Genomic DNA, 25,648 nt, shown 5'->3' on the forward strand with positions numbered 1-25,648 from the left:
TGGTCACATTTCCTATTTTAATTCGATAAGCACAGGATAAGCATGCTCGATCCCAATCTGCTGCGTAACGAGCCAGACGCAGTCGCTGAAAAACTGGCACGCCGGGGCTTTAAACTGGATGTAGATAAGCTGCGCGCTCTTGAAGAGCGTCGTAAAGTTCTGCAGGTACAAACCGAAAACTTGCAGGCAGAGCGTAACTCTCGATCGAAATCCATCGGCCAGGCGAAAGCGCGCGGGGAAGACATTGAGCCATTACGCCTGGAAGTGAACAAGCTGGGTGAAGAACTGGATCAGGCGAAAGCTGAGCTGGATCTTCTTCAGGCCGAAATTCGTGATATCGCGCTGGCGATCCCGAATATCCCTGACGACAGCGTACCTGTCGGCAAAGACGAAAACGACAACGTCGAAGTGAAACGCTGGGGTACGCCTCGCGAGTTCGACTTCGAGGTTCGCGATCACGTTACGCTGGGCGAAATGCATGCAGGGCTCGATTTTGCCGCTGCCGTTAAGCTGACCGGTTCCCGCTTTGTGGTAATGAAAGGACAGATCGCCCATCTGCACCGCGCGCTGGCGCAGTTCATGCTGGATCTGCACACCGAGCAGCACGGCTACAGCGAAACCTACGTACCGTATCTGGTTAACCACGATACGCTGTACGGCACCGGCCAGCTGCCGAAATTTGCCGGCGATCTGTTCCATACTCGTCCGCTGGATGAAGAAGCAGACAGCAGCAACTACGCGCTGATCCCAACGGCAGAAGTGCCGCTGACCAACCTCGTGCGTGACGAAATCCTCGACGAAGATGACCTGCCGATCAAACTGACGGCACACTCTCCGTGCTTCCGTTCTGAAGCGGGCTCTTATGGCCGTGATACCCGCGGTCTGATCCGTATGCACCAGTTCGACAAAGTTGAGATGGTACAGATCGTGCGTCCGGAAGAGTCCATGGCGGCGCTGGAAGAGATGACCGGTCACGCGGAAAAAGTGCTGGAGCTGCTGGGTCTGCCGTACCGCCGCGTGGCGCTGTGTACGGGTGACATGGGCTTTGGCGCCTGCAAAACCTTCGACCTCGAAGTGTGGGTACCGGCGCAGGGCACCTACCGTGAGATCTCCTCCTGCTCTAACGTAGGTGATTTCCAGGCGCGCCGCATGCAGGCTCGCTGCCGCAGTAAATCTGACAAGAAAACCCGCCTGGTGCACACCCTGAACGGCTCCGGCCTGGCAGTGGGGCGCACGCTGGTCGCGGTGCTGGAAAACTACCAGCAGGCCGATGGCCGTATCGAAATCCCTGAAGTGCTGCGTCCGTACATGAAAGGCCAGCAGTACATCGGTTGATTTGTTTTTAAGTAAAAAGCGCCTGCGGGCGCTTTTTTTATGCCCCGCTTTTGATGTCAGGCAATAACCCCTCCCTCTAAAGTAGTAATACTTGCCAAACAGTTGGTTAGCGTAAACGTCTGCTAACGCACGCCATCCTTACATAAAAAACTATATAGCGGTGACTGCCGCACCTTTGAACTTTGTGAGCAACCAAAGTGAGAATCTATGAAAATAAAAACGCCTGAAGCTCTGCTGGCTGCTGAGGTGAGTCGACGTGGATTGATGAAAACCACGGCGATTGGCGGCCTGGCTGTTGCCAGTAGCGCATTCACATTGCCTTTTTCACGTCTGGCATCGGCTGCACAAGCCACTGAGACCGTTAAACCTGATGAGAAAGTGGTCTGGAGCGCCTGCACGGTGAACTGCGGCAGCCGCTGTCCGCTGCGCATGCATGTCGTTGACGGTGAAATTAAATACGTTGAAACCGACAATACCGGGGATGATAACTACGAAGGATTACATCAGGTTCGCGCCTGCCTGCGTGGCCGCTCGATGCGCCGCCGCGTCTACAATCCGGATCGCCTGAAGCAGCCGATGAAGCGCGTGGGTAAACGCGGAGAAGGCAAATTCGAACCCATCAGCTGGGAAGAGGCCTTTGATACCATCGCCGGTACGATGCAGCGTCTGATTAAGGATTACGGTAACGAATCCATCTATCTGAACTACGGCACCGGCACCCTCGGCGGCACCATGACCCGCTCCTGGCCGCCGGGAAAAACTCTGATCGCCCGTCTGATGAACTGCTGCGGCGGGTATCTTAATCATTACGGTGACTACTCAACCGCACAGATTGCCGCTGGCCTGAACTACACCTACGGCGGCTGGGCAGATGGCAACAGCCCGTCGGATATCGAAAACAGCAAGCTGGTAGTCCTGTTCGGCAATAACCCTGGCGAAACGCGCATGAGCGGCGGCGGGGTGACGTACTACGTTGAACAGGCCCGGGAAAAATCGCAAGCCCGGATGATCGTCATTGACCCGCGCTATACCGACACCGGGGCAGGGCGCGAAGATGAGTGGATCCCCATCCGTCCCGGCACCGATGCAGCGCTGATCTCTGCCCTGGCGTGGGTCATGATCACTGAAAACCTCGTCGACCAGCCTTTCCTCGATAAATATTGCGTCGGCTACGACGAAAAAACGTTGCCTGAAGGGGCACCGGCGAACGGCCACTATAAAGCCTATATTCTCGGCCAGGGCAATGACGGCATCGCCAAAACTCCGGCCTGGGCTGCGGCCATCACCGGTATTCCTGAGGCGCGAATCATCAAACTGGCACGTGAAATCGCCGGGGCGAAGCCCGCGTTTATCTCTCAGGGTTGGGGGCCGCAGCGTCATGCGAATGGTGAACTGGTCTCCCGCGCTATCGCCATGCTGGCAATTTTAACCGGCAACGTGGGGATTAACGGTGGCAACAGCGGCGCGCGTGAAGGCTCATATTCACTGCCGTTTGTACGCATGCCGACCCTGGAAAACCCGGTTAAGACCAGCATTTCAATGTTTATGTGGACCGATGCCATCGAGCGCGGCCCGGAAATGACCGCTACCCGTGATGGGGTACGCGGCAAAGAAAAACTCGACGTGCCAATTAAGATGGTCTGGAACTACGCCGGGAACTGCCTGATCAACCAGCATTCGCAGATCAACCGTACCCATGAGATCCTGCAGGATGACAAAAAATGCGAGCTGATTGTGGTGGTGGACTGCCATATGACCTCTTCGGCGAAGTATGCCGATATCCTGCTGCCAGACTGCACCGCCTCTGAACAGATGGACTTCGCCCTTGATGCCTCCTGCGGCAATATGTCGTACGTGATTTTTGCGGACCAGGCGATCAAACCGCGCTTCGGCTGCAAAACCATCTATGAGATGACCACAGAGCTGGCGAAACGTATGGGCGTTGAGCAACAGTTCACCGAGGGGCGGACCCAGGAAGGATGGATGCGGCACCTGTACGAGCAATCCCGCGAAGCCATTCCGGAATTGCCGTCATTTGATGAATTCCGCCAGCAAGGCATGTTCAAAAAGCGTGACCCGGAAGGGCATCACGTGGCGTATAAAGCCTTCCGTGCCGATCCTGTTGCCAATCCGCTGACCACCCCGTCAGGCAAAATTGAGATCTACTCCGCTGAGCTGGCGCAGATCGCCGCGACGTGGGAGCTCGAGAAAGACGATGTGATCGATCCACTCCCGGTTTACAGTCCGGGCTTCGAAAACTACGACGATCCGCAGGTCAAAACCTTCCCGCTGCAGTTGACTGGCTTCCATTACAAAGCACGTACGCACTCTACCTACGGCAACGTTGATGTCCTTAAGGCGGCCTGTCGTCAGGAGATGTGGATCAATCCGCTGGATGCTAACGCCCGCGGGATCGCTAACGGCGACCGGGTACGGATCTTTAACAGCCGTGGCGAAGTACACATTGAAGCCAAAGTGACGCCGCGTATTCTGCCGGGCGTCGTCGCGCTAGGTGAGGGCGCCTGGTACAACCCGGACGCCAACCGCGTCGATCAGGCTGGCTGCATTAACGTGCTCACCACGCAACGCCCGTCGCCGCTGGCGAAAGGCAATCCGTCTCACAGTAACCTTGTTCAGGTTGAAAAGGCGTAAGGAGTAGCCGATGACCACTCAGTATGGATTTTTTATTGATTCCAGCCGCTGCACCGGGTGTAAAACCTGCGAGCTGGCCTGTAAGGACTATAAGGATCTGACGCCAGATGTCAGCTTCCGCCGTATCTACGAGTACGCGGGCGGCGACTGGCAGGAGGGCAACGGCGTCTGGCATCAGAACGTCTTTGCTTACTATCTCTCCATTGCCTGTAACCACTGCGAAGATCCCGCCTGTACCAAGGTGTGCCCGAGCGGCGCAATGCACAAGCGCGACGACGGTTTTGTCGTGGTGAATGAAGATGTCTGTATCGGGTGTCGTTATTGCCATATGGCCTGCCCGTACGGCGCGCCGCAGTACAACGCCGCCAAAGGCCATATGACCAAGTGCGACGGCTGCCATGATCGTGTGGCTGAAGGCCATAAGCCGATTTGTGTTGAATCCTGCCCACTACGGGCGCTGGATTTCGGTCCGATTGCCGAGCTGCGCCAGAAGTATGGCAAGCTGGCTGCGGTCGCGCCGCTGCCGTCGGCACACTTTACGAAGCCGAGTATCGTCATTAAACCCAATGCCAACAGCCGACCAACGGGTGATACCACCGGCTATCTGGCCAATCCAAAGGAGGTGTGAGATGGGAAGCGGATGGCATGAATGGCCGTTAATGATTTTTACCGTCTTCGGACAGTGCGTAGCGGGCGGTTTTATTGTGCTCGCGCTGGCGCTGTTAAAAGGTGATCTGAAGGCTGAACAACAGCAGCGTCTGGTGCTGAGCATGTTTGGCCTGTGGGTGCTTATGGGGATCGGCTTTATCGCCTCTACGCTGCATCTGGGCTCACCGATGCGCGCGTTTAACTCCCTCAACCGCGTGGGTGCTTCGTCACTCAGTAATGAGATCGCCAGCGGGGCGATCTTCTTTGCTGTTGGTGGTCTGGGCTGGCTGCTGGCCGCAATGAAGAAACTGCCTGTCGGGCTGCGCAGTCTGTGGCTGATTGTCACGATGGTGCTGGGCGTGGTGTTCGTCTGGATGATGGTTCGGGTCTATAACACAATCGACACCGTGCCTACCTGGTACAGCGTCTGGACCCCAATGAGCTTCTTCCTGACGATGTTTATCGGCGGGCCGCTGCTCGGTTTCCTGCTGCTGCGCGTGGCGGGTGTGGATGGCTGGGCCATGCGTTTATTGCCCGCCGTCTCCCTGCTGGCGCTGGTGGTGAGCGCCCTCGTTGCCCTGATGCAGGGGGCGGAGCTGGCAACCATCAGCAGCTCCATTCAGCAGGCGTCAGCCCTGGTGCCGGATTACGGCTCGCTGATGGCCTGGCGCGTGGTGCTGTTAGCGGCCGCGCTGGCCTGCTGGATTGTGCCGCAGCTTAAAGGCTATCAGCCTGCGTTACCGTTGTTGTCGCTGGCATTTGTGCTGGTGCTGGCGGGAGAATTACTGGGTCGCGGCGTATTCTACGGTCTGCATATGACTGTTGGAATGGCTGTCGCCAGTTAACGCTAATCTTTGTTATAGAAAGCCGGGACTTAGTGCCCGGTTTTTTTTATTTTCGATCATGAAATTTTTCTACTGTCGTTTGGCTTCAATTTTGTCTCTATATAAACAAAAACAAACACATAAATATTATTGATAGCCGCCATTCCATTAGCAGGATGAGTTTTTTCAATCGACGAGGATCATATCGTGCTTGCGGCTCGAGAGGGTGGATTGACTTTGTTTTTGCCAGTGGCATGATGCGCACGAAATCTGAACTTCCTCACGGTTTTTAATCCATGTCGACCTATACCCGGCCAGTGCTCCTGTTGCTCTGTGGCCTGCTTTTGCTGACCCTCGCGATCGCGGTGTTAAATACGCTCGTCCCGCTGTGGCTCGCCCATGAAAATTTACCGACCTGGCAGGTTGGCATGGTCAGCTCGTCCTTTTTTACCGGCAACCTGCTGGGAACATTAATGACGGGAAGCCTGATCAAACGCTTTGGCTTTAACCGCAGCTATTATCTGGCGTCGCTTATTTTTGCTGCCGGCTGTGCCGGGCTGGGGCTGATGGTTGGCTTCTGGAGCTGGATGGTCTGGCGCTTTATTGCCGGCGTAGGCTGCGCCATGATCTGGGTGGTCGTGGAAAGCGCCCTGATGTGCAGCGGTACCTCCCGCAACCGCGGTCGTCTGCTGGCGGCCTATATGATGGTCTATTATGTTGGGACCGTGCTGGGCCAGCTGATGGTCAGCAAACTTCCAACCGACCTGATGAGCGTGCTGCCGTGGGTAACGGGCATGGTGCTGGCCGCTATTCTGCCGCTGCTCTTTACGCGCATTGTGAACCAGAGCAGCGAGCACCAGGAAGCGACCCACGTCTGGCCGATGCTGAGATTGCGCCAGGCGCGCCTGGGTGTTAATGGCTGCATCATCTCCGGGATTGTACTGGGCTCGCTGTATGGCCTGATGCCGCTCTATCTCAACCATCAGGGGGTGAGTGATTCCGGTATCGGTTTCTGGATGGCGGTGATGGTTAGCGCCGGGATTGTTGGACAGTGGCCGGTGGGGCGTCTTGCCGACCGCTTTGGGCGCCTGCTGGTGCTGCGCGTTCAGGTCTTCGTGGTGATCATGGGGTGCTTTGCCATGCTCAGTAATGCCGCCATGGCGCCTGCACTGTTTATTCTGGGCGCGGCGGGCTTTACCCTCTATCCGGTGGCGATGGCCTGGGCCTGTGAGAAAGTGGAGCATCATCAGCTGGTGGCGATGAACCAGGCGCTGCTGCTGAGTTACACCATCGGCAGTTTACTGGGTCCGACCTTCACCGCCATGCTGATGCAGAATTATTCTGACAATCTGCTGTTTATTATGATCGCCAGTGTGTCATTTATTTATCTCTTAATGTTGCTGCGCAAAGCGGGCGAACACCCGACGCCAGTGGCGCATGCCTGAACAAATAAAAGCCTGTCGATGACAGGCTTTTTTGTCTTTGTCACATCTAAGAGTTTTACGCATTGTTTGTTTATCATGCCAGGCGATAATTCAGATGCGTTCTACCACTAAAAGGCAGCGATCATGTCTACTCGTCGTTTTACCACTACCGCGCTGGCAGTAGTGTTGTCTTTATCATTTGCAACTGCACCTGTTATGGCTAATCCAGGCAATGGGAATGCAAATGGCCACGGCATTGGCGGTGGGCAAGGTAATAGCGGTAATCATGGGAACGGAAATTCCGGGAAGGGGAATTCCGATAATCATGGTAATAAACAAAATAATGGCACTTCCAGCAAATCAAATAAAAGCGTAAGAGAGGATGTGGATGCACGTGTCAGTTACGATCATGCTCGTCATCTGGCGTTAAACTATGGTTTAACAGGTTATGACTCACTGCCGCCGGGGATTGCGAAAAACCTCGCCCGCGGTAAACCGCTGCCGCCGGGAATTGCGAAAAAGACCGTACCGGCTTCAATGTTAGGTCAATTGCCTTCTTACCCTGGTTATGAATGGCGGGTAGTCGGCAAGGATCTGGTCTTAATTGCGCTGAGTACGGCAATTGTGACGACCATTATTAATGGTGTCTTTGACTAATAAATAGAACGCCCGGTCAAGACCGGGCGTTTTGTTAATACATGACCTTGTGACCGTACTGCTCCAGAATGCCTTTCACGCGTTCCATGGTCTCTTTCTTCGGCGGCTTCACGCCATCAAGTTTGTATTCTTCGCCCATCGCCACCCATTTATGTTTGCCCAGCTCGTGATACGGCAGCAATTCAATTTTCTCGACATTACCCATATCGCGCGTGAACTCACCCAGTCGGTGGGCTGAATCATCATCATCTGACCAGCCTGGAACGACGACATAACGGATCCAGGTTTTGATGCCTTTGGCGGAGATGTATTTTGCGAACTCCAGAGTGCGGTGGTTGGAGACCCCCACCAGGTTCTGGTGGATCTCGTCGTTCATCTGCTTGAGATCGAGCATCACCAGATCGGTCACTTCCAGCAGTTCATCGATCACCGGATCGTAGCGACGGACAAAGCCGTTGGTATCCAGACAGGTATGAATACCCTCTTTACGGCAGGCGCGGAACCAGTCGCGTACAAACTCAGCCTGCAGGATCGCTTCCCCGCCGGATGCGGTTACGCCGCCGCCAGAGGCGTTCATAAAGTGGCGATAGGTCACCACTTCTTTCATTAAATCTTCAACGGTGACCTCTTTGCCGCCGTGGGTATCCCATGTATCGCGGTTATGGCAATACATGCAGCGCATCAGGCAGCCCTGGAAGAAGGTAATAAAACGGATGCCCGGGCCATCGACGGTGCCACAGGACTCAAAGGAGTGGATGCGACCAATAGTTGACATTGCGGTGATATCTCCAGGTTCGGCCCTTCCGGGGCCTGTTTATGTGCACAACTCGGAGGCTGTGTCGAGTCTGTTTTGGCTGTTATCCATTCATTATAGATAGCGGGCAAAAGAGACTGCGGAGCGGGAGGTGTTAAAAAGGCCCCACTTGCGTGGAGCCTTTATTGTACGCCTTTTACTGCGCGATTTCAGTCAAATCCACTTACATGGACTGAGTGAAAGTACGGGTAATAACGTCTTTCTGCTGCTCTTTAGTCAGCGAGTTAAAACGTACTGCGTAGCCAGAAACACGGATGGTCAGCTGAGGATATTTCTCAGGGTGTTCCATCGCGTCGAGCAGCATTTCACGGTTCATGACGTTCACGTTCAGGTGCTGACCACCTTCGATGGTTGCTTCATGATGGAAGTAACCGTCCATCAGACCCGCGAGGTTGGTTTTACGCACTTCGTCATCTTTACCCAGCGCATTTGGAACGATAGAGAAGGTGTAAGAGATACCATCTTTAGCGTAAGCAAACGGCAGTTTTGCAACGGAGGTCAGAGAGGCAACAGCACCTTTCTGATCACGGCCGTGCATTGGGTTAGCACCTGGTCCGAATGGCGCGCCAGCACGACGTCCGTCTGGGGTGTTACCGGTTTTCTTACCATACACAACGTTAGAGGTGATGGTCAGAACAGACTGAGTCGGGATAGCGTTACGGTAGGTAGTGAGTTTCTGAATTTTCTTCATGAAACGTTCTACCAGGTCAACCGCCATGTCATCAACGCGAGCGTCGTTGTTACCAAACTGCGGGTATTCGCCTTCGATTTCGAAGTCGATAGCCAGACCGTCTTCGTCACGAATTGGTTTAACTTTCGCATATTTGATAGCAGACAGGGAGTCAGCCGCAACGGACAGACCTGCGATACCACATGCCATGGTGCGCACTACGTCACGGTCGTGCAGCGCCATCAGAGAGGCTTCGTAGCTGTACTTGTCGTGCATATAGTGAATAACGTTCAGCGCGGTGACGTACTGTTTAGCCAGCCAGTCCATGAAGTGATCCATGCGATCCATGACTTCGTCATAGTTCAGCACGTCGCCTTTGATCGGCTCAGACTTAGGACCAACCTGCATTTTCAGTTTTTCATCAACGCCGCCGTTGATTGCGTACAGCATGGTTTTCGCCAGGTTTGCACGCGCACCGAAGAACTGCATTTGTTTACCAACAACCATTGGGCTTACGCAGCAAGCGATAGCGTAGTCATCGTTGTTGAAGTCAGGACGCATCAGGTCATCGTTCTCATACTGCAGAGAAGAGGTGTCGATGGACACTTTAGCGGCAAATTTCTTGAAGTTCAGTGGCAGTTTTTCAGACCACAGAACGGTGATGTTCGGCTCCGGAGAAGGACCCATGGTGTACAGGGTGTTCAGGAAGCGGAAGCTGTTTTTGGTTACCAGAGTACGGCCATCTACGCCCATACCACCGATGGATTCCGTTGCCCAGATTGGGTCACCAGAGAACAGCTCATCATATTCTGGGGTACGCAGGAAGCGAACCATACGCAGTTTCATGACCAGATGGTCAATCATTTCCTGAGCGTCTTGTTCAGTGATTTTGCCTGCTTTCAGGTCACGTTCGATGTACGCATCCAGGAAGGTGGATACACGACCGAAGGACATTGCTGCACCGTTCTGAGACTTAACAGCAGCCAGGTAACCGAAGTAGGTCCACTGGATCGCTTCCTGAGCGTTGGTTGCAGGGCCGGAGATATCGCAACCATATTTCGCTGCCATCTCTTTGATCTGACCCAGCGCGCGGTGCTGTTCAGCAATCTCTTCACGCAGACGGATAGTGGCTTCCAGGTTTACGCCATTTTCCAGGTCGGACTGCAGAGACTGGAACTGGGCGTATTTGTCTTTCATCAAGAAGTCGATACCGTACAGCGCAACGCGACGGTAGTCACCGATGATACGGCCACGGCCATACGCATCTGGCAGGCCGGTCAGGACGCCAGATTTACGGCAGTTCAGGATGTCTTTGGTATAAACGTCAAACACGCCCTGGTTGTGGGTTTTGCGGTATTCGGTGAAGATTTTTTTCAGCATTGGGTCCAGCTCGCGATTGTACGCTTTGCAGGAACCTTCAACCATTTTGATACCACCGAACGGGATAATCGCACGTTTCAGTGGCGCTTCAGTTTGCAGACCAACAATCTTCTCGAGGGACTTGTTGATATAACCCGCGTCGTGAGAAGTGATGGTGGACGCGATGGAGGTGTCGAAATCAACAGGCGCGTGAGTGCGGTTTTCCTGCTTAACGCCTTCCATAACGCTATCCCACAGGGCAGTGGTTGCGTCGGTGGCACCGGCCAGGAAGGATTCGTCACCTTCATATGGGGTGTAGTTTTTCTGGATGAAGTCACGAACGTTGACTTCATTCTGCCAATCACCTTTGGCAAAACCTTCCCATGCTGTGGCTAACTTTTCATTAAGTTCGGACATGTAACACCTACCTTCTTAAGTGGATTTTTTATTTACTGCCTGAGACAACCGTTAATGATGGTTATCGCCACGCAGGTAAATGACCCAGTATGTCAACCCAACCAGCAGACCACCGCCGATAATGTTCCCGATTGTGACTGGGATCAGGTTATCAGTAATGAAGTTCATAACGGTCAGGTGAGAGAAATTCTCCGGGCTTGAACCAATAGCGGTCCAGAACTCCGGGCTGGCAAAGTCACGGATTACGATACCGAAAGGAATCATAAACATGTTTGCAATGCTGTGTTCAAAGCCGCTGGCGACGAACATGGCGACGGGCAGTACCATAATCATGGCTTTGTCCATCAGGCTGCGGCCGGAGTAACTCATCCAGACGGCCAGGCAGACCATCAGGTTCGCCAGGATGCCAAGGGCAACGGCTTCAATAAATGTGTGGTGCATTTTATGGTCGGCGGTTTGCAGGACATTCAGACCCCATCCGCCGTTGGCTGTCATATATTCACCGGACAACCACATCAACAGGACGAACAGTAAACATCCAATCAGGTTACCGATATAAACGTTAATCCAGTTTTTGGCCAGTTGACCCCAGGTGATTCTACCGCTGGCTTTCGCCACGACGATGAGTACCGTCGAGGTAAAAAGATCGGCGCCGCAGATGACGCAGAGAATCAGACCCAGCGAGAAACAGATGCCACCAATCAGCTTGGCAATACCGAAAGGCATTGCGGCGGTACCGGTAGTGGCAGTGATATAGAAAACAAAAGCGATGGAGATGAACACGCCAGCGGTAATCGCCAGGAAGAACGTCGTCATCGGTTGTTTTGTTGCTTTATAGACACCCGCTTCTTCGGCAACTTTTGCCATCGCAGCTGGGAGTAAAAGATCAAAAGGGTTGTCAGCTTTCACACTAACTCTCTCTTTATTAAGTCGGCGACGAGATACTAACAAAGCATTATAGAAGAGAAATTGATGTAGATCATATCTCGCCTGGCTTATAGGCCCGCAAACTGCGTGGTTTTACAGCAAATGCGGAGTAAGTTTTTGATTATCCTGATAAAAATAAATTTTAAAAGTTACAAAATGAGTTGATTTTTTTCTCCTGACCCTCTCCCGGACAGTTAATTAAAATGGAGTATTTCATATAAATAGTAACAATACTCGGCAAGCTGGAATTATTATAGCTACCAATATTTAACTTTATTATTACAACTAAAATTTATTACCGCGCAAATAAAAAACGGGGCAATAAAAATTGCCCCGTAATATAACGTAGGCGATTGTATTCGCCTACTGTTTGTAATGGTATGTAACGTTATTTAGCCCAGTACGCGCTTTTGGCTTTCTGCAGTTTCTCATAGGCCTTCAGCAAGGACTGGTGAGCAGGGAAGGCTTTCAGATCGCTGTCCACGGCCTGCAGGCCATAGAACGGCGCTTCGCCGCTCAGGGCCGCGCTGGCGTTCTCTACCGCTTCGGCACCGTACATACGGGTGAAGGCGTTAAGATACTGCAGCGGCTGACGATCTTCTTCCTGCGCCAGCAACAGCAGCGTCTGCAGGCAACGGTAGTAGTTCGCACGCTCCGCGCTGAATACCGAGGCGTTGAATTCGATGGTCCATTCGGTCCAGATCAGCGCCTGTTCCAGATCGCCGCCTGCCAGCGCCAGCATCGCCTTCAGCTCGCCAATACGCAGGGTGTACCAGCCATTGTCTTTACCCGTCGCCAGACCCAGCAGCTCGCGAACGCGGGTAAAGTCATCGTGGCCTTCGTCGTCCAGCTGGGTAATGAGGTTCAGGTAGTCCTCTTTCTCCCATGTGCTCTCCGGCAGCGCCAGCAGGGTTTCGCGCAGGTGGCTACCCATGCTGTTATTGGCCAGCCACAGATCTTCCACCGGATAGATGTCAGACATACCCGGCACCAGAATACGGCAGGCGTAGACGCCCAGGTGTTCATAATCGGCGATGTACACTTCCTGCCCTTCGGCAGTGAAGATAGCCATCAGCGTGGCGAACTCCTCTTCCGTGGTGCCGGAGAAGCTCCAGTCAACAAACGGATAATCCGCGTCCTGCTTGAACAGATCCCAGGAGATAGAGCCGCTGGAGTCGATGAAGTGCGTCTCCAGGTTGGCATGTTCCGCCACTTCTTCGTCATCAAACGTCGGCGGAGTAAAGACATCGAGATCTTTCAGGCTACGGCCCTGCAGCAGCTCGGTAACGGTACGTTCCAGCGCTACGCCAAAGTCCGGGTGCGCCCCGAAGGAGGCGAAGCAGGTGCCGTTCGCCGGGTTGAAGAGCACCACGCAGATCACCGGGTACTTCCCGCCCAGCGAGCCGTCATAGGCGAAGATTGGGAAGCCTTCTGCTTCCAGTTTGGCAATGGACTCCACCACGCCCGGGTAGCGGGCCAGCACCTCAGCCGGGATCTCCGGCAGGCTGATAGATTCCGCGATAATGCGGTTTTTAATATGGCGCTCAAAGACTTCGGACAGACCCTGAACACGCGCTTCGTTGCGGGTGTTACCGGCTGACATGCCGTTGGAGACATACAGGTTGCCGACGATGTTCATCGGAATGTAGACGGTCTGCTCGTCAGACTGACGGGTAAACGGCAGGGCGCAGATACCGCGTTCTTCATTACCTGACTGTAAATCAACCAGCATGCTGGCGGTCAGTTGATTCTCCAGATCGTAAAACGCACGCAGACGATCGTCGAGGATCCCTTCCGGCAGTTCGTCATCTTCGGTCAGCGGGAACCATTTTTCATTTGGATAGTGAACAAACGGGCCATTCGCCACGGTCTCGCCCAGCCAGAAATCGGCAAAGAAATAGTTAGTGGACAGACGTTCAAAATACTCACCCAGCGCAGAGGCCAGCGCCGCTTTTTTGGTCGCACCTTTGCCATTGGTAAAGCACAGCGCGCACTCTTTATCGCGAATATGCACAGACCAGACGTGGGGAACCGGGTTGAGCCAGGAGGCCTCTTCGATGTTAAAGCCCAGGTCGGTCAGTTTTTGCTGGAAGCGAGCGATGGAATCTTCCAGGGCGGCGTCTTTGCCGGGGATAAACGTTTGAGTCATGGGGATCACTTATATCGTACGGAAAGCGCGCAATGATACGGGTTTTGCATGACAGGCGCTATCTCCCCGGCGGTTTCGGCGAAAATAAAAGGCTGGACTATGCTTATATCCAGTAACCTACTGTAAAGGAATATAAAAAATGAAAGCATTCGATCTTCAACGAATGGCCTTTGATAAAGTACCCGTTGAGTTTTTAGGCGAGGTAGCGCTGCGAAGTCTCTATACCTTTGTACTGGTTTTCCTGTTCCTCAAACTTACCGGACGACGCGGCGTGCGTCAGATGTCGCTCTTCGAAGTGTTAATCATTTTGACCCTGGGGTCGGCGGCGGGGGACGTGGCGTTTTATGACGATGTGCCGATGATTCCCGTCTTTGTTGTTTTCATCACCCTGGCGTTACTCTACCGGCTGGTGATGTGGCTGATGTCGAAAAGTGAAAAGCTGGAAGATCTGCTTGAGGGAAAACCGGTCGCCATTGTCGAAGAGGGCAAACTGGCCTGGGAAAAAGTAAAGCGCGCCAACATGACCGAGTTTGAGTTCTTTATGGAACTGCGGGTGAGCGGCGTCGAGCAGCTTGGGCAGGTTAAGCTTGCCATTATGGAGACCAACGGGCAGATAAGCGTTTACTTTTATGACGACGATCAGGTCAGGCCCGGGCTGTGCATATTGCCGGATGAATTTGTGAAACGTTTTATGACGATACCGGAAGTCGGCGAATATGCCTGTCGGCGTTGCGGTCATGTTCAGACTCTACAGGCCGGAGCGCATCAATTATGTCCACGTTGTACGAATCCGGAATGGACGAAGGTTAGCCTGGCCAAACGCATCACCTGACAGCAATTTTGTCGGTTTTGTGACAGCCCGCTGGCAGAATGTATTGTGTGATGGCGGGCACATTTTCCGGGGCATGAGTTTTAGACATTGCGGCGCGTGTCACTGAATGATAAAACCGATATCCACAGTTATTACTTATGGCTTTATAGCGTGGTGAGGGGAAATGGCTCAGGTCTTTAATTTTAGTTCAGGTCCGGCAATGTTACCGGCGGATGTGCTCAAACAGGCTCAACAGGAGCTGTGCGACTGGAACGGTCTTGGCACGTCGGTAATGGAAGTCAGCCACCGTGGTAAAGAGTTTATTCAGGTGGCGGAAGAGGCAGAAGCAGATTTTCGTTTCCTGCTGAATATCCCCTCAAATTACAAAGTATTATTCTGTCACGGCGGCGGACGCGGTCAGTTCGCTGGCATTCCACTGAACCTGCTGGGCGACAAAACCACCGCCGACTATGTTGATGCCGGTTACTGGGCTGCCAGCGCGGTAAAAGAAGCGCACAAATACTGCTCCCCGAACGTGATTGATGCCAAAGTCACCGTTGACGGTTTACGCGCGGTAAAACCGATGAGCGAATGGCAGCTCTCCCGCGATGCGGCCTATCTGCACTACTGCCCAAATGAAACCATCGACGGCATCGCCATCCACGAAGAGCCAAACTTTGGCGAGGATGTGGTCGTCACGGCGGACTTCTCCTCCACCATTCTCTCTGCGCCGCTGGATGTCAGCCGCTACGGCGTGATCTACGCTGGCGCGCAGAAAAACATCGGCCCGGCCGGTCTGACTCTGGTGATCGTGCGCGAAGATCTGCTGGGTAAAGCCCACAAATCCTGCCCGTCGATTCTGGATTACAGCGTGCTGAACGATAACGACTCCATGTTCAACACCCCGCCGACCTTTGCCTGGTATCTCTCTGGCCTGGTCTTTAAATGGCTGAGAAACAACGGCGGCGTGGCGCAGATGGATAAGATCAACCAGCAGAAATCTGAGCTGCTCTACAGCGTGATCGATGGCAGCGACTTCTATCGCAACGACGTCGCCAAAGCGAACCGCTCCCGCATGAACGTGCCGTTCCAGCTGGCTGACAGCAACCTCGATAAGCTCTTCCTCGAAGAGTCCTTCGCTGCTGGCCTGCATGCGCTGAAAGGCCACCGCGTGGTTGGCGGAATGCGTGCGTCCATCTATAACGCCATGCCGATCGAAGGCGTTAAGGCGTTGACCGACTTCATGACTGACTTCGAACGTCGCCACGGTTAATTGCGCCCGTGTTTATTCCCCCGTAGCCTGGCTGCGGGGTTTTTATTATGTTGAGTTGAGACTTAAATTTCATGGAATCCCTGACGTTACACCCTATCGCGCGGGTAGATGGCACCATCAATCTGCCTGGTTCAAAAAGTGTCTCGAACCGCGCCTTGCTGCTGGCTGCGCTGGCAAACGGCACCACTGTTCTCACTAACCTGCTGGACAGCGATGACGTTCGCCATATGCTTAATGCGCTGAAAGCGTTGGGAGTCCACTACACCCTGTCTACGGATCGTACCCGTTGTGAAGTGACGGGCAATGCGGGTGCGCTGCACTCCGCCGACGCGCTGGAGCTCTTCCTCGGTAACGCTGGCACGGCTATGCGCCCGCTGGCGGCAGCCCTGTGCCTGGGCAGCAATGACATCGTGCTGACAGGCGAGCCGCGCATGAAAGAGCGTCCGATTGGCCATCTGGTTGATGCGCTGCGTCAGGGCGGCGCGCAGATTGACTATCTGGAGCAGGAAAACTATCCGCCGCTGCGTCTGCGTGGAGGTTTTACCGGCGGTGAAGTGGCGGTGGACGGCAGCGTATCCAGCCAGTTCCTGACCGCGTTGTTGATGACCGCACCGCTGGCACCACAAAACACCACTATCACCATTAAAGGCGAGCTGGTTTCCAAACCCTATATTGATATCACGCTGCACCTGATGAAGACCTTTGGCGTTGAGGTGGAAAACCACAGCTACCAGCGTTTCGTGGTGCGTGGTGGGCAGCAGTACCAGACACCGGGCAACTACCTGGTAGAAGGCGATGCCTCGTCGGCCTCTTACTTCCTGGCGGCGGGCGCCATTAAAGGCGGTACCGTTAAAGTGACCGGTATTGGTCGCAACAGCGTGCAGGGCGATATTCGCTTTGCTGATGTGCTGGAGAAGATGGGCGCCGTGGTGACCTGGGGCGATGACTACATCTCCTGCACCCGCGGGGAGCTGAACGCCATTGATATGGACATGAACCACATTCCCGACGCGGCGATGACCATTGCCACGGCGGCGCTGTTTGCCAAAGGCACCACCACGCTGCGCAACATCTATAACTGGCGCGTGAAAGAGACCGATCGCCTGTTTGCTATGGCGACCGAGCTGCGTAAAGTCGGTGCCGAAGTGGAAGAGGGCGAGGACTATATCCGCGTAACGCCACCGGCCAGGCTGCAGGCGGCGGAAATTGGCACCTACAACGACCACCGTATGGCGATGTGCTTCTCGCTGGTGGCGCTCTCCGATACGCCGGTCACCATCCTTGACCCGAAATGTACCGCGAAAACCTTCCCCGACTACTTCGAGCAGCTGGCGCGTATTAGCACTCCTGCATGATATTGCTGCGCCGCATCACCTGATGCGGCGTTTCCTTACGCTTCCTGACGTCATCATCGTCCATTTCTTCTACACTCAGCTTCAATCATTCCGTAATTTGCACGCAAAGGTAACAGTTGTGCACATTGGCGCGTATAATGCGCGGCGTTTACACAACGGTATGCCTAAATTAAGGAGAAAAAGATGACGGCAATTGCCCCGGTAATCACCATTGACGGGCCGAGTGGCGCAGGTAAAGGCACGCTATGCAAGGCCATGGCGGAAGCACTGCAATGGCATCTTTTAGATTCGGGCGCAATCTATCGTGTGCTGGCGCTGGCTGCATTGCATCATCATGTCGATGTCGCCTCTGAAGAGGCACTGGTGCCGCTGGCCGCCCATCTGGACGTACGTTTCATCTCCACCAACGGCAACCTGGAAGTGATCCTCGAAGGGGAAGACGTCAGCAGCGAGATCCGCACCCAGGATGTGGCGAACGCCGCCTCTCAGGTCGCGGCGTTTCCGCGCGTTCGCGAGGCGCTTTTACGTCGCCAGCGCGCGTTCCGTGACGCGCCGGGCCTGATCGCCGACGGACGCGACATGGGAACCGTGGTCTTCCCTGATGCGCCGGTGAAAATTTTCCTTGACGCTTCCTCGGAGGAGCGCGCGCAGCGCCGTATGCTGCAGTTGCAGGAAAAGGGCTTTAGTGTTAACTTTGAACGTCTTTTGTCTGAGATAAAAGAGCGTGACGATCGCGACCGTAATCGCGCCGTTGCACCGCTTGTTCCCGCAGATGATGCATTAGTTCTGGATTCTACCAGTTTAACTATTGAGCAAGTGATTGAAAAAGCGCTACAATATGCGCGCCAGAAATTGGCTCTCGCGTAATCGCGACCGATTTAGCAGTACCCCCGCTGCAATGGATTGACGGCGGGTATGTGAAACAACCCCATCCGGCACGGAGCCAGGTGGACGTTAATATTAACCTGAAGATTAAACATGACTGAATCTTTTGCTCAACTGTTTGAAGAATCCTTAAAAGAAATCGAAACCCGTCCGGGTTCCATCGTTCGTGGCGTTGTTGTTGCTATCGACAAAGATATCGTACTGGTTGACGCCGGTCTGAAATCTGAGTCTGCCATTCCGGCAGAGCAGTTCAAAAACGCTCAGGGCGAGCTGGAAATCCAGGTTGGTGACGAAGTTGACGTTGCTCTGGACGCAGTAGAAGACGGCTTCGGCGAAACCCTGCTGTCTCGTGAAAAAGCGAAACGTCACGAAGCATGGATCACGCTGGAGAAAGCTTACGAAGAAGCTGAAACTGTGGTCGGTGTTATCAACGGCAAAGTTAAAGGTGGCTTCACTGTTGAGCTGAATGGTATTCGTGCGTTCCTGCCAGGTTCACTGGTAGACGTTCGTCCAGTTCGTGACACCCTGCACCTGGAAGGCAAAGAGCTTGAGTTCAAAGTAATCAAGCTGGACCAGAAGCGTAACAACGTTGTTGTTTCCCGTCGTGCCGTTATCGAATCCGAAAACAGCGCAGAACGCGATCAGCTGCTGGAAAACCTGCAGGAAGGCATGGAAGTCAAAGGTATCGTTAAGAACCTCACTGACTACGGCGCATTCGTTGACCTGGGCGGCGTTGATGGCCTGCTGCACATCACCGACATGGCGTGGAAACGCGTTAAGCACCCAAGCGAAATCGTGAACGTGGGCGACGAAATCACTGTTAAAGTGCTGAAGTTCGACCGCGAGCGTACTCGTGTATCCCTCGGCCTGAAACAGCTGGGCGAAGATCCATGGGTAGCTATCGCTAAACGTTACCCAGAAGGTACTAAACTGACTGGTCGCGTTACCAACCTGACCGACTACGGCTGCTTCGTTGAAATCGAAGAAGGCGTTGAAGGCCTGGTTCACGTTTCCGAAATGGACTGGACCAACAAAAACATCCACCCATCCAAAGTTGTTAACGTTGGTGATGTAGTGGAAGTTATGGTTCTGGATATCGACGAAGAACGTCGTCGTATCTCCCTGGGCCTGAAGCAGTGCAAAAACAACCCATGGCAGCAGTTCGCGGAAACCCACAACAAGGGCGACCGTGTTGAAGGTAAAATCAAGTCTATCACTGACTTCGGTATCTTCATCGGCCTGGACGGCGGCATCGACGGCCTGGTTCACCTGTCTGACATCTCCTGGAACGTTGCAGGCGAAGAAGCAGTACGTGAATACAAAAAAGGCGACGAAATCGCAGCAGTTGTTCTGCAGGTTGACGCAGAGCGTGAGCGTATCTCCCTGGGCGTTAAACAGCTCGCAGAAGATCCGTTCAACAACTGGGTTGCACTGAACAAGAAAGGCGCAATCGTAAACGGTAAAGTGACTGCAGTTGACGCGAAAGGCGCAACCGTAGAACTGGCTGACGGCGTTGAAGGTTACCTGCGCGCTTCTGAAGCTTCACGTGACCGCGTTGAAGATGCAACTCTGGTTCTGAGCGTAGGCGACGACGTTGAAGCTAAATTCACCGGCGTTGATCGTAAGAACCGTGCAATCAGCCTGTCTGTTCGTGCTAAAGACGAAGCTGATGAGAAAGATGCAATCGCAACTGTTAACAAACAGGAAGATGCAAACTTCTCTAACAACGCAATGGCTGAAGCTTTCAAAGCAGCTAAAGGCGAATAAGTTACTCGTAGAGTGACTTGACAGATTGCAGGATTCGTCCTGTAATCAATAACAAAGGGCGGCTACGGCCGCCCTTGTTTAAGCTGTTTAGCTAATTGGTTTGAAGGAACCGGAGGAATCATGACCAAGTCAGAATTGATTGAAAGACTTGCCAGCCAGCAATCGCATATACCTGCGAAAGCAGTGGAAGACGCCGTAAAAGAGATGCTGGAGCATATGGCTACCACTCTTGCACAGGGCGAGCGCATTGAAATCCGCGGTTTCGGTAGTTTTTCTCTGCACTATCGTGCTCCACGCACCGGGCGTAACCCGAAGACTGGCGACAAAGTAGAGCTGGAAGGTAAATACGTTCCGCACTTTAAGCCGGGTAAAGAGCTGCGCGATCGCGCCAATATTTACGGCAACTGAGTTTCGCCTGCGGGCAAAACTGAGTGACCACAAGAAAAGCACCTGCGGGTGCTTTTTTTGTTTTTCTCCTTTTTATCCGGAAGCTGCGCCGCAAATTTCCCGGTCCTTTGCTGCACGACGTTGATTTATGCCAGCCTGCGTCGCAACCGCACAATTTCGCACCTGACAGACTTAACGTCTGAACGCACACTGCCCTGACACAGGGAGGTGTAAATGCGTTTAACGTCGTTAGCGACATGTCTGATTCTGGCTATTCTGCCACTTCTGTGGCTGCCCGCTCTGCCAGCGCTGCCGGTTATCCAGGCCATAGCAGTTGCCGGATTTCTGCTCGCCTTAATTCGTCATAACGTGGCCCGCTACAGTGGTTTCTGGCTGCTTTTCTTTGCCTGGGGAGCGCTGGCCGCGCAAAGTGCGGTCTGGCCAATGCAGCATCTCACCCGGGGTCCGCAGAAAGCGGAGATAGAGATCGTAGCGGTTGAAAACGAGGCGGCCTATCGGGCCCGTATCATCCAGCTCAACGGCAAAGCGATGGTGCCAGCAGTAGGCGTCACGCTGTATGGCAACACTCTGCCGCAACCGGGCTGCGCCGGACAGCGTTGGTCGATGACCTTGTCATTACGTGCCGTTCACGGGCAAATCAACGATGGCGGGTTCGATTCCCAGCGCTATGCCCTGGCACAGCATCAACCCCTGACCGGGCGTTTTACCCATGCCGGTGTAACAGATGATCGCTGTAGCTTACGCGCCCGCTATCTCACCTCGCTGACGGCCACACTTTCTACCTATACCTGGGGGCCGGTTCTGCTGGGGCTGGGCATGGGGGAGCGGCTGGCGGTAACGCCAGAGATAAAAAATCTGATGCGGGAAACCGGCACCGGACATCTGATGGCGATCTCAGGTTTGCACATAGCCCTGGCGGCGTCGGTTGTCTGGCTGCTGGTGCGGGGCATACAGTTTTTCATCCCGGGGCGTTGGGTAAGCTGGCGAGCCCCGCTGGTGGCGGGTTTCTGCTTTGCCGCCTTTTACGCCTGGCTTACCGGAATGCAGCCTCCTGCGTTGCGCACCGTCGTCTCACTGGGTGCTTGTCTGGCGTTGCAATTGAGTGGTCGTCTCTGGTCGCCCTGGCAGGTATGGCGAGTCTGCATTGCTGCCATTTTGCTGGCCGATCCGCTGGCCGTGCTGTCGCACAGTCTTTTACTGTCCGCTTTTGCCGTGGCGGTGCTGATTTTCTGGTATCAGTGGGTGCCTGCCCCGCGCTTTTCCGGCCCCTGGGTCGTCAGGGCTGTGGTTAATTTGCTGCACCTGCAACTTGGCATGCTATTGCTGTTGCTGCCGGTACAGATTGTCGTCTTCCATGGTTTCAGCCTCTCTTCACTGGTCGCGAATCTGGTGGCGGTGCCGCTGGTGACCTTTATTTCGGTGCCTTTAATTTTACTGGGGATGGGGCTGCACCTCTGGATGTGGCCGGCGGCAGAAAATATGGTCTGGACTATGGCGGATGGCTCTCTGTCGCTGCTGTTCAGATTTTTAACCGCGCTCCCTGACGGTTGGATCCCGGTCGATAAACGCTGGCTGTGGCTGACCCTGCTGCCCTGGGCCGCCATCGTCGCCTGGCGGCTGCGCGGCGTACGCGCCTGTCCGGTGGTCTGTGTCTCGGCACTGGTGCTGGCAACCAGTCCGCCATGGCGGGCTGATAAAACCGAGGACTGGGCGGTGCATATGCTGGATGTCGGGCAGGGGCTGGCAATGGTGATCGAACGGCAGGGGAGAGCGATCCTTTATGACACCGGCCCTGCCTGGCCGGGCGGGGACAGTGCGCAACAGCTGATCATTCCCTGGCTACGGTGGCACCATTTACGCCCGGAGGGGGTGATTATCAGCCACGAACACCTCGACCATATCGGCGGGCTGGTATCGCTACGTAAGGCGTGGCCGACAATGTGGATAAGAAGCCCGCTGCGCTGGGCCGGTCATGACCCTTGTGCGCGCGGGGAGCGCTGGCAGTGGCGAGGGCTGACCTTCAGCGCACACTGGCCCCTCGCCAACAAACCGCAGCGCGGCAACAACGGTTCCTGCGTGGTTAAAGTTGAGGACGGTACCCATAGCGTGTTGTTAACCGGCGATATTGAAGCGAAGGGAGAAAAAGCGATGCTCAGTCGTCACTGGCAATATCTTGCGTCTACACTTATCCAGGTGCCGCACCATGGCAGTAATACCTCCTCGTCACTCCCTCTGGTGCAGCGCGTGGGTGGGCAGATCGCTCTGGTGTCTGCCTCCCGCTATAACGCGTGGCGACTGCCTTCGCTCAAAGTGGCTCGCCGCTACCAAAAGGAGGGGTATCGCTGGCTAACAACCCCCCGACAGGGACAACTTACCGTTTATTTTTCGCAACATGGCTGGCAAATCCATAGCTTACGGGATCAAATTTTGCCCCGTTGGTATCATCAGTGGTTTGGCGCGCCCGGAGATAACGGGTAGAATATGCGGCTATTTCAACAAATGCTGGTTTTTTGAATGCATAACGACAAAGATCTCTCCACGTGGCAGACCTTCCGCCGACTCTGGCCGGTGATTGCACCCTTCAGAACGGGCCTAATCGTGGCGGGCGTAGCGTTAATCCTCAACGCAGCCAGCGATACCTTCATGTTATCGCTCCTCAAACCGTTACTGGACGACGGTTTTGGTAAAACGGATCGCTCAGTGTTGCTATGGATGCCGCTGGTGGTTATCGGCCTGATGATTTTACGCGGCATCACCAGCTATATCTCCAGCTACTGCCTCTCCTGGGTTTCGGGCAAAGTGGTGATGACCATGCGCCGCCGCCTGTTCAGCCATATGATGGGCATGCCGGTCGCGTTTTTTGACAAGCAGTCGACCGGCACCCTGCTGTCGCGCATTACTTACGACTCCGAGCAGGTGGCTTCCTCCTCCTCCAGCGCGCTGATCACCGTTGTGCGTGAAGGGGCGTCGATTATTGGTCTGTTCGCCCTGATGTTCTGGTATAGCTGGCAACTGTCGCTGATCCTGATTGTGCTGGCGCCGATTGTCTCGATTGCGATCCGCGTCGTCTCGAAGCGTTTCCGCAGCATCAGTAAGAACATGCAGAACACGATGGGGCAGGTGACCACCAGCGCCGAGCAGATGCTGAAAGGCCATAAAGAGGTGCTGATTTTTGGCGGCCAGGAGCTCGAAACCAAGCGCTTCGATAAGGTCAGCAATAAGATGCGTCTGCAGGGGATGAAGATGGTGTCTGCTTCTTCCATCTCCGATCCGATCATTCAGCTCATCGCCTCCCTGGCGCTGGCGTTTGTGCTCTATGCCGCCAGCTTCCCGAGCGTGATGGAAACCCTCACCGCCGGTACCATCACCGTGGTCTTCTCGTCGATGATTGCCCTGATGCGCCCGCTGAAATCGTTAACCAACGTTAACGCCCAGTTCCAGCGCGGGATGGCAGCCTGCCAGACGCTGTTCGCGATCCTTGATTCCGAACAGGAAAAAGACGAAGGCAAACGCGTGATTGAGCGCTCAACCGGCGACGTGGAGTTCCGCAATGTGACCTTTACCTATCCGGGTCGTGATACGCCTGCTCTGCGCAATATCAATCTGAAAATTCCGGCAGGCAAGACCGTAGCCCTGGTGGGCCGCTCTGGCTCAGGTAAATCGACCATCGCCAGCCTGATCACCCGCTTCTACGATATTGATGAGGGTGAGATCCTGATTGATGGCCACGATCTGCGCGAGTACACCCTGCGGTCGCTGCGTAATCAGGTCGCGCTGGTTTCCCAGAATGTGCACCTGTTCAACGACACCGTGGCTAATAACATCGCCTATGCCCGGAATGAAGAGTACAGCCGCGAGCAGATCGAAGCGGCGGCGCGGATGGCCTACGCCATGGACTTCATCAATAAGATGGATAACGGCCTGGATACCATTATCGGTGAAAACGGTGTCCTGCTCTCCGGCGGTCAGCGCCAGCGTATTGCCATTGCGCGCGCGCTGCTGCGTGACAGCCCAATCCTGATCCTCGATGAAGCCACCTCGGCGCTGGATACCGAGTCCGAACGCGCTATCCAGTCTGCGCTGGATGAGCTGCAGAAGAACCGTACCTCACTGGTGATTGCCCACCGCCTGTCGACGATTGAAAAAGCCGACGAAATCGTGGTGGTGGAAGATGGCTACATCGTCGAGCGTGGCAGCCATGCTGACCTGCTGGCGCACCAGGGCGTGTATGCCCAGCTTCATAAAATGCAGTTTGGCGAATGATCGCTCGCATCTGGTCCGGTGAGTCTCCGCTCTGGCTGTTGCTGTTGCCGCTCTCATGGCTGTATGGCCTGGTCAGCGGCCTGATCCGCCTGAGTTATAAAGTGGGGCTCAAACGGGCCTGGCGCGCGCCGGTGCCGGTGGTGGTGGTGGGCAACCTTACCGCTGGCGGTAACGGTAAAACGCCGGTGGTGATCTGGCTGGTGGAACAGCTGACAAAACGCGGGATTCGCGTGGGGGTTGTCTCCCGGGGATATGGCGGCAAGGCGGAGCGCTATCCGCTGCTGCTGACCGCGCAAACCACCACGGCGCAAGCGGGGGATGAACCGGTGCTGATCTTTCAGCGTACCGGGGTGCCGGTAGCGGTTTCGCCGGTGCGCAGCGAGGCGGTGCAGGCTCTGCTGACGCAGGCGAATGTCCAGATTGTCATTACCGACGACGGCCTGCAGCACTACGCGCTGGCCCGGGATAAAGAGATCGTGGTGATTGATGGCGTGCGCCGCTTTGGTAACGGCTGGTGGTTACCTGCCGGACCGATGCGCGAGCGCGCGTCGCGTTTGCGGTCCGTGGATGCGGTTATCGTCAACGGCGGTACGGCGCAGGCGGGGGAGATCCCGATGCAGCTGCACCCAGGACTTGCCGTGAATCTGCTGACCGGTGAGCGGCGCGACGTTGCTGAGCTAAACCATCTGGTGGCGATGGCCGGTATCGGTCATCCTCCGCGCTTTTTCTCCACCCTGGAAGCCTGCGGCGCCAAACTTCAGCGTAGCGTGCCGCTGGCCGACCACCAGGCGCTAAGCCTGGAGCAGGTTGCGGCGTTTACTGCGCCTGGTCAGACATTGATCATGACTGAAAAAGATGCGGTGAAATGCCGTGCCTTTGCCCAGGATAACTGGTGGTATTTACCGGTTGATGCCCAACTGCAGGGTGAACAGCCTGAACAACTGCTCCAGGAACTTATCGCCCTTGCAGGGCAGGTAAAAGAGGTTTCGCCCGCGCACTAACTGACAGGA

At 54.7% G+C, this 25,648-nt stretch carries 19 protein-coding genes; 15 read left to right on the plus strand and 4 right to left on the minus strand.

All coding sequences use genetic code 11. From position 1 onward, the window contains the following. Positions 1-42 precede the first annotated feature (42 nt). The 6 genes from serS to GNG26_RS07325 all read left to right on the plus strand — a co-directional run bounded on the left by serS (position 43) and on the right by GNG26_RS07325 (position 7,540). Positions 43-1,335 carry a serine--tRNA ligase gene (gene serS, locus GNG26_RS07300; protein ID WP_114387530.1) on the plus strand — a complete coding sequence of 431 codons (1,293 nt, stop codon included), beginning with the start codon at positions 43-45 and terminating at the stop codon, positions 1,333-1,335. A gap of 207 nt (positions 1,336-1,542) precedes the next feature. After that, positions 1,543-3,987 carry a dimethylsulfoxide reductase subunit A gene (gene dmsA / locus GNG26_RS07305; RefSeq protein ID WP_156238297.1) on the plus strand — a complete coding sequence of 815 codons (2,445 nt, stop codon included), beginning with the start codon at positions 1,543-1,545 and terminating at the stop codon, positions 3,985-3,987. A gap of 10 nt (positions 3,988-3,997) precedes the next feature. Next, positions 3,998-4,615: a DMSO/selenate family reductase complex B subunit gene (locus GNG26_RS07310; RefSeq protein WP_156238298.1), complete on the plus strand. Its 618-nt coding sequence runs from the start codon at positions 3,998-4,000 to the stop codon at positions 4,613-4,615. A 1-nt stretch (position 4,616) separates the two neighbouring features. Then, complete coding sequence (locus GNG26_RS07315; protein WP_156238299.1) at positions 4,617-5,480, plus strand: dimethyl sulfoxide reductase anchor subunit family protein; 864 nt, start codon at positions 4,617-4,619, stop codon at positions 5,478-5,480. Between the two features lie 275 nt (positions 5,481-5,755). Next, positions 5,756-6,904, plus strand: a complete 1,149-nt coding sequence (locus tag GNG26_RS07320; RefSeq protein WP_103178912.1) for an MFS transporter — start codon at positions 5,756-5,758, stop codon at positions 6,902-6,904. Positions 6,905-7,027: 123 nt separating this feature from the next. Next, positions 7,028-7,540 carry an anti-virulence regulator CigR family protein gene (locus tag GNG26_RS07325; protein WP_156238300.1) on the plus strand — a complete coding sequence of 171 codons (513 nt, stop codon included), beginning with the start codon at positions 7,028-7,030 and terminating at the stop codon, positions 7,538-7,540. 34 nt (positions 7,541-7,574) lie between these two features. Here GNG26_RS07325 and pflA read toward each other — a convergent pair whose 3' ends face one another. The 4 genes from pflA to ycaO form a co-directional block, all read right to left on the minus strand. Beyond that, the gene (gene pflA / locus GNG26_RS07330) at positions 7,575-8,315 is read right to left on the minus strand and encodes a pyruvate formate lyase 1-activating protein (protein ID WP_103823383.1); all 741 of its coding nucleotides are present in this window, start codon (positions 8,313-8,315) and stop codon (positions 7,575-7,577) included. A gap of 202 nt (positions 8,316-8,517) precedes the next feature. Further along, positions 8,518-10,800: a formate C-acetyltransferase gene (gene pflB / locus GNG26_RS07335; RefSeq protein ID WP_103823382.1), complete on the minus strand. Its 2,283-nt coding sequence runs from the start codon at positions 10,798-10,800 to the stop codon at positions 8,518-8,520. A 51-nt stretch (positions 10,801-10,851) separates the two neighbouring features. After that, positions 10,852-11,709 carry a formate transporter FocA gene (gene focA, locus GNG26_RS07340; RefSeq protein WP_146052351.1) on the minus strand — a complete coding sequence of 286 codons (858 nt, stop codon included), beginning with the start codon at positions 11,707-11,709 and terminating at the stop codon, positions 10,852-10,854. A gap of 406 nt (positions 11,710-12,115) precedes the next feature. Beyond that, on the minus strand, positions 12,116-13,876 hold the full coding sequence (ycaO, locus tag GNG26_RS07345; RefSeq protein WP_156238301.1) for a 30S ribosomal protein S12 methylthiotransferase accessory factor YcaO: 1,761 nt from the start codon (positions 13,874-13,876) through the stop codon (positions 12,116-12,118). A gap of 139 nt (positions 13,877-14,015) precedes the next feature. Between ycaO and GNG26_RS07350 the strand changes: the two genes are divergently transcribed. From GNG26_RS07350 to lpxK, 9 genes are all read left to right on the plus strand, one after another. Next, positions 14,016-14,708, plus strand: a complete 693-nt coding sequence (locus tag GNG26_RS07350; RefSeq protein ID WP_114315450.1) for a DUF421 domain-containing protein — start codon at positions 14,016-14,018, stop codon at positions 14,706-14,708. A gap of 163 nt (positions 14,709-14,871) precedes the next feature. Continuing rightward, positions 14,872-15,960 (plus strand): 3-phosphoserine/phosphohydroxythreonine transaminase, encoded by a 1,089-nt coding sequence (gene serC / locus GNG26_RS07355; RefSeq protein ID WP_103823378.1) that lies wholly within the window; start codon positions 14,872-14,874, stop codon positions 15,958-15,960. A gap of 71 nt (positions 15,961-16,031) precedes the next feature. Further along, positions 16,032-17,315: a 3-phosphoshikimate 1-carboxyvinyltransferase gene (aroA, locus tag GNG26_RS07360; RefSeq protein ID WP_156238302.1), complete on the plus strand. Its 1,284-nt coding sequence runs from the start codon at positions 16,032-16,034 to the stop codon at positions 17,313-17,315. Between the two features lie 183 nt (positions 17,316-17,498). Continuing rightward, entirely contained in the window at positions 17,499-18,182 is a 684-nt protein-coding gene (gene cmk / locus GNG26_RS07365; protein ID WP_156238303.1) for a (d)CMP kinase, read from the plus strand. 111 nt (positions 18,183-18,293) lie between these two features. Then, positions 18,294-19,967 (plus strand): 30S ribosomal protein S1, encoded by a 1,674-nt coding sequence (gene rpsA / locus GNG26_RS07370; RefSeq protein ID WP_032617357.1) that lies wholly within the window; start codon positions 18,294-18,296, stop codon positions 19,965-19,967. Positions 19,968-20,087: 120 nt separating this feature from the next. Then, positions 20,088-20,375, plus strand: coding sequence for an integration host factor subunit beta (gene ihfB / locus GNG26_RS07375; protein ID WP_039029484.1), 288 nt, complete (start codon positions 20,088-20,090; stop codon positions 20,373-20,375). Between the two features lie 213 nt (positions 20,376-20,588). Then, entirely contained in the window at positions 20,589-22,853 is a 2,265-nt protein-coding gene (locus GNG26_RS07380) for a ComEC family protein (RefSeq protein WP_156238304.1), read from the plus strand. A 36-nt stretch (positions 22,854-22,889) separates the two neighbouring features. Continuing rightward, the gene (gene msbA / locus GNG26_RS07385; RefSeq protein WP_103178923.1) at positions 22,890-24,638 is read left to right on the plus strand and encodes a lipid A ABC transporter ATP-binding protein/permease MsbA; all 1,749 of its coding nucleotides are present in this window, start codon (positions 22,890-22,892) and stop codon (positions 24,636-24,638) included. Then, positions 24,635-25,639 carry a tetraacyldisaccharide 4'-kinase gene (gene lpxK, locus GNG26_RS07390; protein ID WP_156238305.1) on the plus strand — a complete coding sequence of 335 codons (1,005 nt, stop codon included), beginning with the start codon at positions 24,635-24,637 and terminating at the stop codon, positions 25,637-25,639. The genes msbA and lpxK overlap by 4 nt, the downstream gene beginning before the upstream one ends. Positions 25,640-25,648 lie beyond the last annotated feature (9 nt).

This window comes from Leclercia sp. J807 (assembly GCF_009734465.1).
Taxonomy (GTDB): domain Bacteria; phylum Pseudomonadota; class Gammaproteobacteria; order Enterobacterales; family Enterobacteriaceae; genus Enterobacter.